The following is a 12,610-nucleotide window of genomic DNA, read 5'->3' as shown; positions in this document are numbered from 1 at the left end:
GATAAATGTTACGGATCGGTAACATTGTCAAGGGCGTTCCAGCGACAAGACTGGAAGCGAGGAAACGTTGATGACAGTTGCTGTCAAATGTCCCCCGAGGGAGCGGATCATCGACGCTGCGCGCGACCTGTTCCGGAAGCACGGCATCAAGGGCATTGGTGTCGATGCCATTGCCGAGGCCGCCGACAGCAACAAGATGACGCTCTACCGCCATTTCGGCTCGAAGGACGACTTGGTGTTTGTCTGCCTTAAGGAGGCGGCCGCCGAGGCCGACGCCTTCTGGGAAGGCATCAAGGCGGCCAATCCCGGTGATGCCAAGGCGCAATTGCGCGACTGGGTGCGCTGCGCCGGCGAATTCGTCACCGTCGAACATTGCAATTGCGAGCTCTTGGATGCCGCAGCCCAGCTGGTCGAGATCGACCATCCGGCGCGGCAGTTCGTCGAGGAGCTTCGCAACCTGTACCGCGTGCGCCTGGTCGAGCTGTGCGAAGCTGCGGGTGCTGCCGACGCCGAGCTGATGGTCGATGCGTTGACGCTTCTGGTCGAAGGCGCCAGGACCAACTGGCGCAGCGCCGGGCCTGGCGGCGCTGCGACGCGTTTCGTCAAGGTCGCGGAGATGATCGTCGACGATTTTCTGGCGTAGGCTGGTGGCAGCTTTGGGCCGGATCCAGACACTCCGATCAAGGCGCCTCGACATCCACGAGAATGTTCTGCGCAAATGGGGGCGCGGGACCGATCTGCAGCATGCGTTTTTCGGTCATGGGCACATGACACCGGAGCAGCAGACCGGCGGGCCGCCGTCTCGATCGCAACCTGTTCCAATGGAACGGCGCTGTGGGCCTCCCTCATCGCCTTCATCGCGGCGGACGCGGATTGCGTGCTTGTCCTCATCAATGGCATTTTAGCTGTCTCTGTAATATGGTTGTCACAATTCGGTTTGCTGACATCGGCATCCTGTCATCAGCAACCGATCCGCGCTCGAACCGATTGCGGTGGGCAATGCAGGCTGGGACCGATCCGAACAATCCTGCTTTGCCCTATGGCGAGGAGCCGGAAGGGTTCAGGCTCGCACGCATAGGCGACCTGCAGGATCTGGAAGGCGGCGTGTATTGGCCGCGGCTCCAGCCGCACTTCCTCAAGCCTCATTTCAAGCTGTTGCGCTATAGGATTCAGGAAAGGACCGGGGCCGACCGGACCCCGAAATTCTTCTCGGTCCGGGGCGCGAGCGGGGTCGGCGATCTGGACGTCGCCTATGTTGCGGATCGGCTCGCCGCGACGCTGACTGTCACCGGATCCGGCATACCCGACTACTGCCTCACCGCCGTGAGCAGGGGCGCCTTGAAGTTCGGCGGCGCGCCGGGCGCTCGGACGGTGCCTGGAATCGACCGCAGCGTGGGCCTGGTATACCGCGGCGAGCCCGGAACGACGCTGTCCGCGACCGGGAGCCACGAGCGACTTTCGGTTTGGATCCCTGCGACCAGCCTGAACCAGCGATTGGCTGCGTTGCTGGGTGGGCCCGTGACGAAGGACATCGCCTTTGAGCCGGTCTTCGACTGGGGTTCGGTGCCGGCGCAGCGCTTGAGGCGCCTCATGGAGCTGATGGTGGAGGAGCTTCGCGCGCCGACACCCTTTGCGGGCAGCGAACTCGCCAGCCACTCCTTCATCGACCTCATGCTCTACACACTGCTGCGCGCACTCCCTCACAACCATTCGGATCATCTTGCCCGGGCAGGCAGCCCCGCTGTCCCGGGAATCATACGGCGGGCGGAGGCCTATATCCACGCCCATGTCGAAGAGCCCATCGCGCTGCACGAGGTGGCGGAGGCCGCGGGGTGCAGTGTACGCAGCCTGCAGCTTGGCTTCCGGCGGTTCCGCGAGACGACGCCCCTGGAAGCGATCCGCCTCGCCCGCCTCGTCGCGGTGCGCGACGCGCTCAGGACCGGCGACATCGCGGGCACGGTCACCGATCTCGCCCTTCGGTTCGGCTTCACCAATCCCAGCCGCTTCGCGCACGACTACAAGGCGGCATTCGGTGAGGCCCCACGCGACGCCTTGCGTCGCGGTGCAGGACATCGACGACACGGCAGGTGACAAAGGTGCCACGCAGGCCCGTGGGCGGTTTGCCGCTTTCGCGATGTTTGCGCGATCTGTCCTGCTCTTTCGTTTTCCGCATAGAACGCAGTCTTAACGTTGCGTTAACTTAGGCCCGTCGCGCTCAGTCCGGCTCTCTTGCCGTTGAGCAGCGCAGCCGCCCCTGCGGCTGCCAGGCAACCGACACTATGACACCAAGCGCAACTACCAGTTCGCTTAGGGAGGGCTGATCATGAAACGCGCGCTATCTGCACTTCTTGCATTGCCTGTACTTCTTGCATCGCTCGTACTTTCGCATGCGGCACAGGCGGATACGAAAACAGTTGTGGTCAAAAAGAAAGCGGTCATATCTGAGGAAAGCCCGCCGGCTCTCGACAAAAGGCCCACCGGATCGGTCAGGCCCGCATCCGATGCAATCACAGGGCCGGCCGATCAAACCGGCAAAAACCCGTCCTATCCTCCAGCACTGTGGTTCACGTTCTAAGCAGCGCGGCGCGTCCTTTGGGGCGTGCGAACGACGTTTTGACACGTCGAGTTGACTGATGACGGCACGCGTCAGCTTCGCTGATCTGGAGCGATGTGTCGCGTGCGGTGATCGACCACAGGGCGTTTGGCCTGCTGACCCCCGCGCCGATGGTTGGGGCGGCCGGTGGAAGCGCGCTTCATGCTGCAGCGAGCCGGCGCAGGATGTACTCCACCCTCTCATCGGCAGGCAATGGCGGCACGGTTTCGAGAGGGAAGCCGAGGGACCGGTACACGTCGATCAGCAACGCATGGATCCGGTGTTGTGCACCGGTGTCTTCGGTCCGCGCATAGTCCCTGGCGAGCGGCAGCAGGTCGAGGACGAACACCTTCCGGTAGGAGGCGGTTTTCAGCGCTTCGATCAGTTCCGGCTCCGGCTCGAGCGACAGGAAGCGGTAGTAGGCCAAGGCATCGGGCAGCGCGCGGTCGAGGAAGCAGACCTCGTCCGGGTCGAGCATTCCTTCCTGCTCGATCTGCATCTTGAGAACGCCCTTCTGGAACTCGCGCTGGTTGGCCCGTATCTCGGCGACCGTCCGTCCGGTGACGCGCTGCGTGTCGATGAAGTGCCGTGCGTGCTCGATCGTGGTGCGATAGCCACGCTTGGCGAGCAATTCGATGGTCGTCGTCTTGCCTGAACTCGGTCCGCCGGTGATCACGTACCAGTTTGTCATGGACGGCAGCCTGACACGCGGCGGCGATCGCGCCCTTGATCGGGATCAATTGGCAGCACAGGCATCGTGCTGGTCCAGACCTCTCTTCCCAGTCCCGCGAGGCAGGCATGGTCAGCCATGCGAAACTTGCCGAGACATATGCTCTGCAGGTCGGTGACTTCGAGGGTGACGGTTTTCACGCTCGGACCTCGGGGTCGGCAGCCGAAGGTCGAATCATGCCGGCCGCCTTGTGGGAGAGGTGGTTGCAGTCGTCTGATGCTGTTCCAACCGCGACTGGACGGTCGCGGTTGGGGGGATGGCATGGACCTGCCGCTGCTGGTCATTGAAACCGCGCCGGCCCTGCGGCCGGCCCGTCTCACAGTCCGCGTGCCGCGACGGCGTTATGCACCGCAGCCACGATCGCGCCTGCAATGATGCCGAAAACGAGGCTGAAGAAAATGCCTTCGAGCCAAGCCTGGGGCGACGTCACGGGTGCGAGCGTGAACAGTCCTACCCAGGCATGCGTCACCTGCAGGCTGGGAAACAGCACTCCCACGAGCGCGCACAGGACGAACAGCACGATCAGCGCTGCGCTGGCCGCCATTGCCAGCCCCAGCATCGACAGCGTGCGTCTATTGACGATGTCGGTCATGGCATGTCTCCCTCAGCAGGGGCCTCGGGTGCGGGGATGTCCTTCTGCATCTGCCGCATCATCCGCATCATGTCCATCTGCATCATCTGCATGGACCGCATCATCTCCATCATCTGCATCTGCGGCGAGCCGCCGGCGCCTGGCTGCATCATCCCGCCACTCTGCATCTGCTGCATGAGTTGCAGGTGCATCTGCATCATCGTCATCATGTGCATTTGCATCATCGGTATGGCTGCTCCCCCGCCGCCCTTCATCATGCCCATCATGTCCGGGCATTGGGCCGTCGCGTTGGCTGCGGGCGGGGCAGGAAGCTGGGCAATGTTGCCTGCCGGTGTCCCGGTCGTGGCAGAGGGGGTATCGGCCCCCTCGGGGTGATGCGGGTCGGTCTGGGCGATCGCAGGATTGGCGAGGCTGAGGAACAGCGCCGCCATGAACAGGGGCCTGGTAACGCGCATGGGTCTTCTCCCTTTGCGTTGTGCTGGATTGAATGGGTGGTGACGAGACGCCGGACAACGGTGCAATGCAGGGCAGTGCGCGGGTGAGAAGCGAAACGCCGCGGCCGTCAAGGTCGCTTGTGTCAGCCGAGGTCGCGGGGCGGATGGCGGTTGACGAGCGGATCGATCCCGTGGAGGCATTGCGCTCCTGCCAAGGTCCAGGTCCGGTGCGCGGAACCGGCAAAGCTGGGCGCGTCAGCCGGCGCCACGAGGGCAATACCGCTGCAATGCGCCAGGCTTGAACAGCAATCGGCGAACCGATCATCGCACGGCTCTTGCCCGTTGGCGTCGTGCGCGATCGATGCAGGATGGACGATGGCCAGATGGTGCAGTTGTTCGACGGACGTGCCGGGCAAAGCGGCAACCGCCGCAGCGCCGACGCCAAGCGCCAACGCCAGGCTCAAAATCAGCGCCGTCGCCAGAAGCCGGAGTTCATCGCACAACCAAACCATGTTGACACGATAAGGCCATCCCGCAAGCTGTCCTTGATCGAAATCAAAATCGCGTCGCCGGACGTTCGAGCTTGCGGCCGGCCGGTTCGAGCCGCACGCCGGTTTCGGCGGCCAGGTCATCATAGCCAATGGCCTGGTCGCGGCGGTCGGGATCGTCTGCCTTCTCAAAAATCGTTCGTTTCCGCGTTTTCGTGCGCTTGCTCTGCGTCAATTCGGATCCGCAGGCCAGGTGATAGGCTGGCGTCGGATTGTGGTGCCTACGCGCCGTCTCGCACGCAAACTGGACAAAGCGTCGGCCACTCGCCGGACGCAGAAAAAGGAAGGGATATGTCAGCAACGCCGGGCAGCGATCTGCCCATGGATCTAAAGCTTGCGGATGGCATGCCGCGTCGCAGCGGCCGGTGGTTCCACAAACGATATTTGCTCGTCCTGCTGATACCGGTCTTCATGTTCTTGGGCGGCGTCCTGGGTATGTATTTCCAGCCCGTACCCCTCCAGAAATTCTATGAGATTACCGGGCTGACGCCGGGTGCGGGATCAGCCTCGCCAATCGCGCTGCCTCCCAATATCGAGTTGCCGGCGCAGTTGGCCGAAACGATGCTGCCGTCCGACGTCGTGGGGCTCGCCCGCGTGATACCGCGCGGTGACGTCTCGATCGTTGCAGCGCCTTACGGGGCCGGAGATGCCAGGCTTTCCGAACTGCTCGTCGGTGTCGGCGATTGGGTCGACCGGGGCACGCCACTGGCGCGCCTGGACAACCGCGACGCACTCGAAAGCGCCGTTCTTCTCGCTGAGGCAAATCTGGCGGTACGTCAGGCTGCACTGCTTCAGACCCGCAGCACCGTCTTGTCGAGCCGCGACGAGGCGCAGGCGACGCTCGACCAGGCTCGCTCAAATCTGCGTGAAGCCGAAGCCAATCTCGATCGCACCGGGAAGCTTGCCGGTAGCGGGGTTGCGACCGGCGCTACGCTCGATACGGCGCGCGCGGCCGTCCAGGGTGCCGCGCTCAGCGTGACGCGTGCCGAGGCAACGCTCGCCCGTTTTTCCTCGGTTCACCCCGACGAGCAGCCGGACGTGGTTGTCGCCGGCCGCAACGTTGCTGCCGCCGAGGCCGATCTTGCCCGGGTGAAGCTCGACACGCAGCGGGCGCTCGTTGTCGCGCCTATTGCAGGAACGATCCTCGATATTCACGCGACGCCGGGGCAGCGACCACCGACGGAAGGGATCATGGAGATGGGTGACACCAGCCAAATGATGGCGGAGGTCGAGATCTATCAGGACCGGATTGCCAGCGTTCGAGCCGGCCAGCCGGTGGAACTGGTCGCCAGCGCGCTGGGGCGGACATTGCTGGGAACGGTGGAAAGCATCGGCCTGACTGTTGGCCGACAGGGCCTCATCTCCGACGATGCCGCCGCGAACACCGATGCGAGGGTCATTCGCATCCTCGTGGCTCTTGACGCCTCGTCGACGAAGCTGGCTTCGGGCTATACCAACCTGGAGGCTATTGCCCGCATCGACACGTCAGCGGCGACACGGGCCGCACGATGAGCCGCCTGCTGCAACGGCTCTTTGGGCGGCTCCCTATCGGCTGGTTGCAGCTGACCCATAATCGCACCCGCTTCGCGGCTGCGATCGCGGGTGTCGCCTTCGCCAACGTACTGGTCTTCGTCCAGCTCGGCATAATGAACTCGATGGCCGTTGCGACGCTCAGACCGTATGAGTTTTTTCGGGCCGACATCATCATTTCGGCGGCCGACGCCAATGCGATCGCGGACGGGGGGAACGTTGCTCGCCAGTGGATGCTGCAGGCGCTGGCAAATCCGGACGTCATCGCAGGCATGGGCCTCTTTGTCGCCAATGTGCCCTGGGACCGCGGACAGACGGACATCAGCCTCACAACATTCGGGATAGATCCGTTCAAGCAGGACTTCATCTCGCCCAAGATTGCGGCCGACCTGAACCTGCTGCAGGTGAACGACGCGGCGATCCTGGACAGGCTCGCGCGCGGAATTACGCGAGACGAAGCTGTCGCCATCCGGCCGCAGACGCCGCTCTCCTTCGAGACTGACGGCCGCACCATCAAGGCCTACAACACGTTTTCCGGCGGTGGAGGGTTCGGCGGCGACGGCTACATGCTGGTCTCCGACCAGACCTTCCTGTCGCTGTTTCCCGCGCGAAGCTCGGCCGCGCCCGATCACATCCTCCTGCGCACGAGACCCGGCACGTCAGTGGACGAAGTGTCGGAACAGCTGCGCGGCCAGATCTCGGATTCCTCGCTGCGCATCCGCAGCTATGCAGACGCGATGGCCGAGGATTTGCGGTACCAGCAGACGCGACGTCCAACCGGCGTGATATTCGGGTTCGGCGTCTTTATCGGCATACTGGTTGGCCTGATCATCATCTATCAGGTACTCTCCACCGATGTGGCGGACCACTTGCGGGAATACGCGACCTTCAAGGCCATGGGATATGGCTCGCGGTTCTTTCTGGGCATCGTATTCGAGGAAGCGTTGATCCTCGGTGTCTTCGGCTTCATCCCGGGCCTGATCGTCGGCACGACAATTCTGACTGTAATGGCAAAGGTGACGACGCTGCCGCTATCGATGACGCTCGTTATGGCGGCTTCTGTCTTCGTCGGAACGATCGCAGTTTCGTCCCTGTCGGGCGCGATCGCCACCAGACGCGTCGCAGCCGCAGATCCGGCGGACCTCTTCTGATCATGGAAACGCCAGATCGCGACGTCATCGAAGTCCGTGGGCTTAACCACTGGTTCGGCATAGGCGATGCCCGCAAGCAGGCGCTCTACGATCTCAATTTCGCGATCGAGGCTGGAAGCTTCACCGTGCTCATGGGGCCATCCGGCTCCGGCAAGACGACGGTGCTTACCCTGCTCGGTTGTCTTCGCGGCGTGCAGGACGGATCTGTGCGCCTGCTCGGGGAGCAACTGAACGGTGCCCGTGAAACCACGCTGATGACGCTGAGACGGCGCCTCGGCTTCATTTTCCAAGCGCACAATCTGCATGAGAGCCTGACGGCCTTGCAGAACGTGATCATGGGCGTTCAGGTTCATGGTGATGTTTCGGATGAACTCGCACACAAGGCAGCGGTCCATGTCCTTGAACTCGTGGGCCTGTCCGATCGAATCAACTATCTGCCCGCCAACCTCTCGGGCGGACAGAAGCAACGCGTGGCCGTTGCCCGCGCACTCGTTGGCAACCCGGCACTCGTGCTGGCTGACGAGCCCACCGCCGCGCTCGACGCCGACAGTGCATCCGAAGTCGTGGATCTCCTCAAGCGCCTCGGCCGCAGCCGCGGCACGACCACTCTCCTTGTCACCCACGACAGCCGGATACTCGAACGCGCAGACCGTATCCTTGTGCTGGAGGATGGTCGAGTTGTCTCTGATACGGCACCACGAACAGCGCAGAAACTACACCACCCCTGACGCTTTTGGCGCCCTGCGCGGTCCTCTCATGAACTTGAAAAGACAAGTTTCAGTATCCGATCGCGGGCAGCTGAACGACCGCAACGGGGCGCATTGCCGCCGAAGCTCGTCGGCCGATGAGAAGCCGCTTTGTGATGTGGTTGTTTCGGCGGCATCCGGCCGCCGCAGGCCTGAATGGCAGAGTGATCTCAGCTGGACAAGCCTAGCCCTGCCATCCTTCTGCGCCGGCCTTGTCGCGGAGGTCGAACATCCACAGGCCGCCATCGTCGACATGAGGCCGATGATAAGGACGGTCGGCCGGGATGGGCTCGAGCTGCACGCCGGTTTCGTCGGCGAGGTAACCGACGGCCTGGTCGCGGCGGTGCGGGTCGAGAGGAGGTCGCGCCGGGCGCTGCGCCGGGCCGGGTCGTTCATCTTCAGATGATAGAGGTTGAGCCCGCTGCGTTATTCGCGGAAGCCGGCGTTCTTTGGATACCAGAGATCATGCAGTCCGGTGTCGATGCGTTCGGCCGGGTCGAAGGTCCGGAACAGGCAATGGCGGATCTTGGCGCCAAAGAGCGAGGTGACTGCAGCCCCTATCTTGCTCGTCGAGCGATGATCTCATCGGTATTCGCCAGAAGCTTGCGGACCGCGTTGCGCGCGGCATTCGGCTTCTGCAGCCGAATGCACTTCTCGATGTTCTCGTGCAGTTTCTGCGCGCGCAGCAGGCTGCTGTCCTCGCGGGTCACGTGAACGAACAGGTGGTTCAAGGCAGATTCGATCAGGACACCGAGCGGCACCAGAAGGTCGTTGCCCGAGGCGCGCAGGATTGCCACGTGAAAGCGTGTGTCGGCCTGTGTCCGGTGCTGCAGCGAAGCGGCATTGCCCATGTCGTGAAGGGCCTGGCTTATGTCAGCCATCTGCGCTTCGGTCCGGCGCTCGGCGGCCAGTGCCGTCGCTTCCGGCTCGATGATGTGGCGGAACTCCTGCACCGTCCTGAGAAAGCCTTCGCGGTCGGGCGAGGCGGCGTACCAGCTCAGGACGTCGCGGTCGAGCAGGTTCCAATGCTCCTTGGGCTCCACCCAGCTGCCGATCTTGGGGCGGGAGGCCAGCAGGCTCTTGGCCATCAGCATCTTGATCGCTTCGCGCACCGCGGAACGACTGACATCGAAGATTTCGGTCCACTTGGCCTCGTTGGGCAGGATCGTTCCGGGGGGATAGTCGCCGCGAACGATCCTGAGGCCGATCTCGCTGGCAAGGGAGGTATGTACGCTGGCGCCCGAAATACGCGTGGCGTCGGTTCGGCGGCTCGCCAGCGGCTTGTCGGCGATGAGTGCGTCTGTCGGCTTCGAGGCCATTGGTCTTCCTGTTGTCGTCTTCCTGTTGTCGTCTGGCCGATGCTGGAATTTCGGGCCGCCTTCGCAACAGAGTGGTGCGCCATCCCAAGTGTCAAGCGTCGCTTCCCGGCGCCGGCCAATCAGTTTTGCGAGACGTATTTTCGCCAGCTGTGCTGGCTGCGGAAACCCAGGACCTCCTTGGCCTTGCGATTGGACAGCAGCGTTTCGAATTCGCCGAGTTCATGCTTCAACGGCACGCCGGGATAGAACCGCTCGAGCAGCTCTTGTGTCGGCAGGTCGGACGAGGTGTCGTCATTGGCCGCGTTGAAGACCTGATAGCCCAGGCCGTCGGTCTTGACCGCGAGGTCGGTGATCTGACCCAGGTCACGCGCGTCGATGTAGCTCCAGGCGATGCGCTTGCGGAAACCCGGATCGGCAAACCACTTCGGAAACAGCTCGTATTCGTGCGGCTCGATGACGTTGCCGATCCGCAAGGCATAGATGTCGAAGCCGCTGCGCAGTGCAAAGGCCCGTGCCGTCTTTTCATTGACGACCTTGGAGAGGGCATAGCTGTCCATCGGATCGACGTCATAGTCCTCATCGAGCGGAAAATAGTGCGGGTTTCGCGGCTCATTGGCGAAGACAAGACCATAGGTCGTCTCGCTCGAGGCGATGACGATCTTGCGGATGCCGAGTTTCACCGCCGCCTCGATGACGTTGTAGGTGCCGAGCGCGTTGATGCGGAACAGCTCGTTGTCAGGTGTGAGCATGATCCGAGGAATGGCGGCGAAATGCACGACGGCGTCGACGGGCTGCGGCCGCAGCGACGGGTCGAATTCGTGCAGCCCCATGTAGCTGGTCAGCGCGTTGAAGAGCTGGCCGCTGTCGGTGATGTCGGTGATCAGCGTCCGGACCTTTGGATTGTCGAGCGGCCTGGCGTCGAGATTGAGAAGCTGGTGCCCCTGGTCGACAAGGTACTGGACGACGTGGCGGCCGGCCTTGCCGCTGCCGCCGGTAAAGATGATCCGCTTCGACATTTTGTCCTCCACATTCTGCCAGATCATTGGATATTGTCAGACAATATCATCGGTGACGACTGCGCCGAATTCAACCTGCGACCGGAGGGCATGGAAGATGGCAAACAGCACCAGATCGACCGAGCAGATCGGTTTCATCGGCCTTGGCCTGATGGGGCATGGCATTGCCAGGAACATCGTCGACAAGGGCTATCCGCTGACCTTTCTCGGCCGAAGGAACCGCGGCCCGGCGGAAGACATGATCGCCCGCGGCGCCGTCGAGGTCCCCACTGCTGCGGAGGTGGCCGCCCGCTCGAGCGTCATTTTTATCTGCGTCACCGGTTCGCGGCAGGTCGAAGACGTCGTTCGCGGCGCAGGCGGGCTGAAGCAGGCGCTGAAGCCGGGCTCGGTGGTTGTCGATTGTTCGACGTCCGACCCGGTGTCGACGATGGCGCTGGCGGCCGAGCTTGCCGCCGTCGACGTCACCTTGGTCGACGCGCCGTTGAGCCGCACCCCGAAGGAGGCGTGGGAGGGCACGCTGGACACGATGGTCGGCGCTTCCGACGCGATGTTTGCCCGGCTGAAACCGGTGTTCGACACCTGGGCCGGGCGTGTCGTCCATGTCGGCCAAACCGGCGACGGCCACCGGATGAAGCTGTTGAATAATTTCCTGTCGCTCGGCTATGCAGCACTTTATTCCGAGGCGCTCGCCCTGGCCGGCAAGGTTGGCATCTCGCCCGCCCGCTTCGACAGCGTCATCCGCAACGGCCGCATGGATTGCGGTTTCTATCAGACCTTCATGCGCTGGACCCTTGAAGGCGATCGCGACGCCCACAAATTTTCGCTGGCCAATGCGGTCAAGGACCTGACCTATCTCGAATCGATGGCCGATTCCGTCGGCATGGTGAACCCGCTGGGAAATGCCGCCAAGAACGCGTTTGCCGGCGCCGTCGCCGCCGGTGGGGGCGAACGCTACGTGCCGATGCTGGCGACACATATCGGGCAGATCAACGGCGTCGACCTGGCGCCGCCGGAAAACAGCTGAGCCAAGCCGGGTCGGGACAGGCGTCTACCGCCCCCAGCGGGCGATCACGTCGTCGGTGTCGGCCAGCAGCCTGTGCACCGCGTTGCGCGCCGCCCGGGGACGCCGCAGCCGGATGTTCGTCTCGATCGCCTCATGCAGGCTCTGGGCGCGTTCGTCCCTGATCTCCTGCGTCACGAAGGTGAAGAGATGGTGGAGCGCGGATTCGATCAGCACGCCCAGCGGCACCAGAAGGTCGTTGCCGGATGCACGCAATATGGCAAGGTGGAAGCGCGTGTCTGCCTGGGTGCGTTCCTGCAGCGACGTCGCCTGGCCCATGTCGCGGCAGCTCCGGCTGATCTCGCCCATCTGCGCCTCGCTGTGGCGTTCCGCGGCGAAGGCGGCGGCCTCCGGCTCGATGATGTGGCGGAACTCCTGCACAGTGCGCAGGAAGGCTTCGCGATCAGGCGAGGCTGCATACCAGCTCAGCACATCACGATCGAGCAGGTTCCAGCGATCCTTCGGTTCGACCCAGCTGCCGACCTTGGGACGCGATGCCAAAAGGCTCTTTGCCATCAGCATCTTGATCGCCTCGCGCACGGCCGAGCGGCTGACATCGAAGGTTTCGGACCACTTCGCCTCGTTCGGCAGGATGGTGCCCGGCGGATAGTCGCCGCGCACGATCCTGAGGCCGATCTCGCTGGCGAGCCAGGCGTGCACGCTCGAGCCGCTCATGCGCGCGGCATTGGGGCGACGCATTGCCGGCGGGCGGTCGGCGACCGTTTCCTCAGGCCTTTTGGACGTTCCGTCTGCCATCGACCGAGTTGATCTCTGCTGGATCAATTCCGTTCTGATTGGTGCAGCAAAAGCCGGCTCGGGCGGCGGAACCATCCGCGCGCGACATCAACCGCGCAGGCTTGTCGGAGCGCCGGCGAGCCGGGCGCTCCGAAC

At 63.3% G+C, this 12,610-nt stretch carries 15 protein-coding genes; 8 read left to right on the top strand and 7 right to left on the bottom strand.

Annotated features, from left to right (window positions below):
• Window positions 1-70: 70 nt before the first annotated feature.
• The 3 genes from H5P29_RS22405 to H5P29_RS22395 all read left to right on the top strand — a co-directional run bounded on the left by H5P29_RS22405 (window position 71) and on the right by H5P29_RS22395 (window position 2,575).
• Window positions 71-643: a TetR/AcrR family transcriptional regulator gene (locus tag H5P29_RS22405; protein ID WP_154387346.1), complete on the top strand. Its 573-nt coding sequence runs from the start codon at window positions 71-73 to the stop codon at window positions 641-643.
• A gap of 356 nt (window positions 644-999) precedes the next feature.
• Window positions 1,000-2,091 carry an AraC family transcriptional regulator gene (locus H5P29_RS22400; RefSeq protein ID WP_185910166.1) on the top strand — a complete coding sequence of 364 codons (1,092 nt, stop codon included), beginning with the start codon at window positions 1,000-1,002 and terminating at the stop codon, window positions 2,089-2,091.
• 232 nt (window positions 2,092-2,323) lie between these two features.
• Entirely contained in the window at window positions 2,324-2,575 is a 252-nt protein-coding gene (locus tag H5P29_RS22395; RefSeq protein ID WP_154387344.1) for a hypothetical protein, read from the top strand.
• A 178-nt stretch (window positions 2,576-2,753) separates the two neighbouring features.
• Here the strand turns inward: H5P29_RS22395 and H5P29_RS22390 are convergent, their stop codons facing one another.
• The 4 genes from H5P29_RS22390 to H5P29_RS22375 all read right to left on the bottom strand — a co-directional run bounded on the left by H5P29_RS22390 (window position 2,754) and on the right by H5P29_RS22375 (window position 4,984).
• Window positions 2,754-3,284, bottom strand: a complete 531-nt coding sequence (locus tag H5P29_RS22390) for an AAA family ATPase (protein ID WP_154387343.1) — start codon at window positions 3,282-3,284, stop codon at window positions 2,754-2,756.
• Between the two features lie 355 nt (window positions 3,285-3,639).
• A complete protein-coding gene (locus H5P29_RS22385; protein ID WP_067963662.1) occupies window positions 3,640-3,915 on the bottom strand; it encodes a hypothetical protein in 276 nt (91 codons plus the stop codon).
• Window positions 3,912-4,370 (bottom strand): hypothetical protein, encoded by a 459-nt coding sequence (locus tag H5P29_RS22380; protein WP_067963658.1) that lies wholly within the window; start codon window positions 4,368-4,370, stop codon window positions 3,912-3,914. The genes H5P29_RS22385 and H5P29_RS22380 overlap by 4 nt, the downstream gene beginning before the upstream one ends.
• 122 nt (window positions 4,371-4,492) lie before the next feature.
• Window positions 4,493-4,984, bottom strand: coding sequence for a hypothetical protein (locus tag H5P29_RS22375; protein ID WP_185910165.1), 492 nt, complete (start codon window positions 4,982-4,984; stop codon window positions 4,493-4,495).
• A 204-nt stretch (window positions 4,985-5,188) separates the two neighbouring features.
• On the opposite strand from H5P29_RS22375, the gene H5P29_RS22370 reads away from it, so the two are divergent.
• From H5P29_RS22370 to H5P29_RS22355, 4 genes are all read left to right on the top strand, one after another.
• Entirely contained in the window at window positions 5,189-6,409 is a 1,221-nt protein-coding gene (locus H5P29_RS22370; RefSeq protein WP_169808343.1) for an HlyD family efflux transporter periplasmic adaptor subunit, read from the top strand.
• On the top strand, window positions 6,406-7,578 hold the full coding sequence (locus H5P29_RS22365) for an FtsX-like permease family protein (RefSeq protein ID WP_154387341.1): 1,173 nt from the start codon (window positions 6,406-6,408) through the stop codon (window positions 7,576-7,578). Before H5P29_RS22370 ends, H5P29_RS22365 begins: the two co-directional genes overlap by 4 nt.
• 2 nt (window positions 7,579-7,580) lie before the next feature.
• Window positions 7,581-8,306 (top strand): ATP-binding cassette domain-containing protein, encoded by a 726-nt coding sequence (locus H5P29_RS22360; protein ID WP_154387340.1) that lies wholly within the window; start codon window positions 7,581-7,583, stop codon window positions 8,304-8,306.
• Window positions 8,307-8,442: 136 nt separating this feature from the next.
• Window positions 8,443-8,730 carry a hypothetical protein gene (locus tag H5P29_RS22355; RefSeq protein ID WP_067963642.1) on the top strand — a complete coding sequence of 96 codons (288 nt, stop codon included), beginning with the start codon at window positions 8,443-8,445 and terminating at the stop codon, window positions 8,728-8,730.
• A 151-nt stretch (window positions 8,731-8,881) separates the two neighbouring features.
• Here the strand turns inward: H5P29_RS22355 and H5P29_RS22350 are convergent, their stop codons facing one another.
• Window positions 8,882-9,643, bottom strand: coding sequence for a FadR/GntR family transcriptional regulator (locus H5P29_RS22350; protein ID WP_154387338.1), 762 nt, complete (start codon window positions 9,641-9,643; stop codon window positions 8,882-8,884).
• 119 nt (window positions 9,644-9,762) lie between these two features.
• Window positions 9,763-10,659: an NAD(P)-dependent oxidoreductase gene (locus H5P29_RS22345; protein WP_154387337.1), complete on the bottom strand. Its 897-nt coding sequence runs from the start codon at window positions 10,657-10,659 to the stop codon at window positions 9,763-9,765.
• A gap of 97 nt (window positions 10,660-10,756) precedes the next feature.
• Here H5P29_RS22345 and H5P29_RS22340 point away from each other — a divergent pair, with 97 nt between their 5' ends.
• Window positions 10,757-11,683 carry an NAD(P)-dependent oxidoreductase gene (locus H5P29_RS22340; RefSeq protein WP_154387336.1) on the top strand — a complete coding sequence of 309 codons (927 nt, stop codon included), beginning with the start codon at window positions 10,757-10,759 and terminating at the stop codon, window positions 11,681-11,683.
• A 24-nt stretch (window positions 11,684-11,707) separates the two neighbouring features.
• Here the strand turns inward: H5P29_RS22340 and H5P29_RS22335 are convergent, their stop codons facing one another.
• Window positions 11,708-12,475 (bottom strand): FadR/GntR family transcriptional regulator, encoded by a 768-nt coding sequence (locus tag H5P29_RS22335; RefSeq protein ID WP_154387335.1) that lies wholly within the window; start codon window positions 12,473-12,475, stop codon window positions 11,708-11,710.
• Window positions 12,476-12,610: the final 135 nt, after the last annotated feature.

The sequence above is a fragment of the Aminobacter sp. MDW-2 genome (assembly GCF_014250155.1).
Classification (GTDB): domain Bacteria; phylum Pseudomonadota; class Alphaproteobacteria; order Rhizobiales; family Rhizobiaceae; genus Aminobacter; species Aminobacter ciceronei.
Note: the sequence above shows the minus strand (reverse complement) of the source record. Positions and strands in the feature narration are given on the sequence as shown.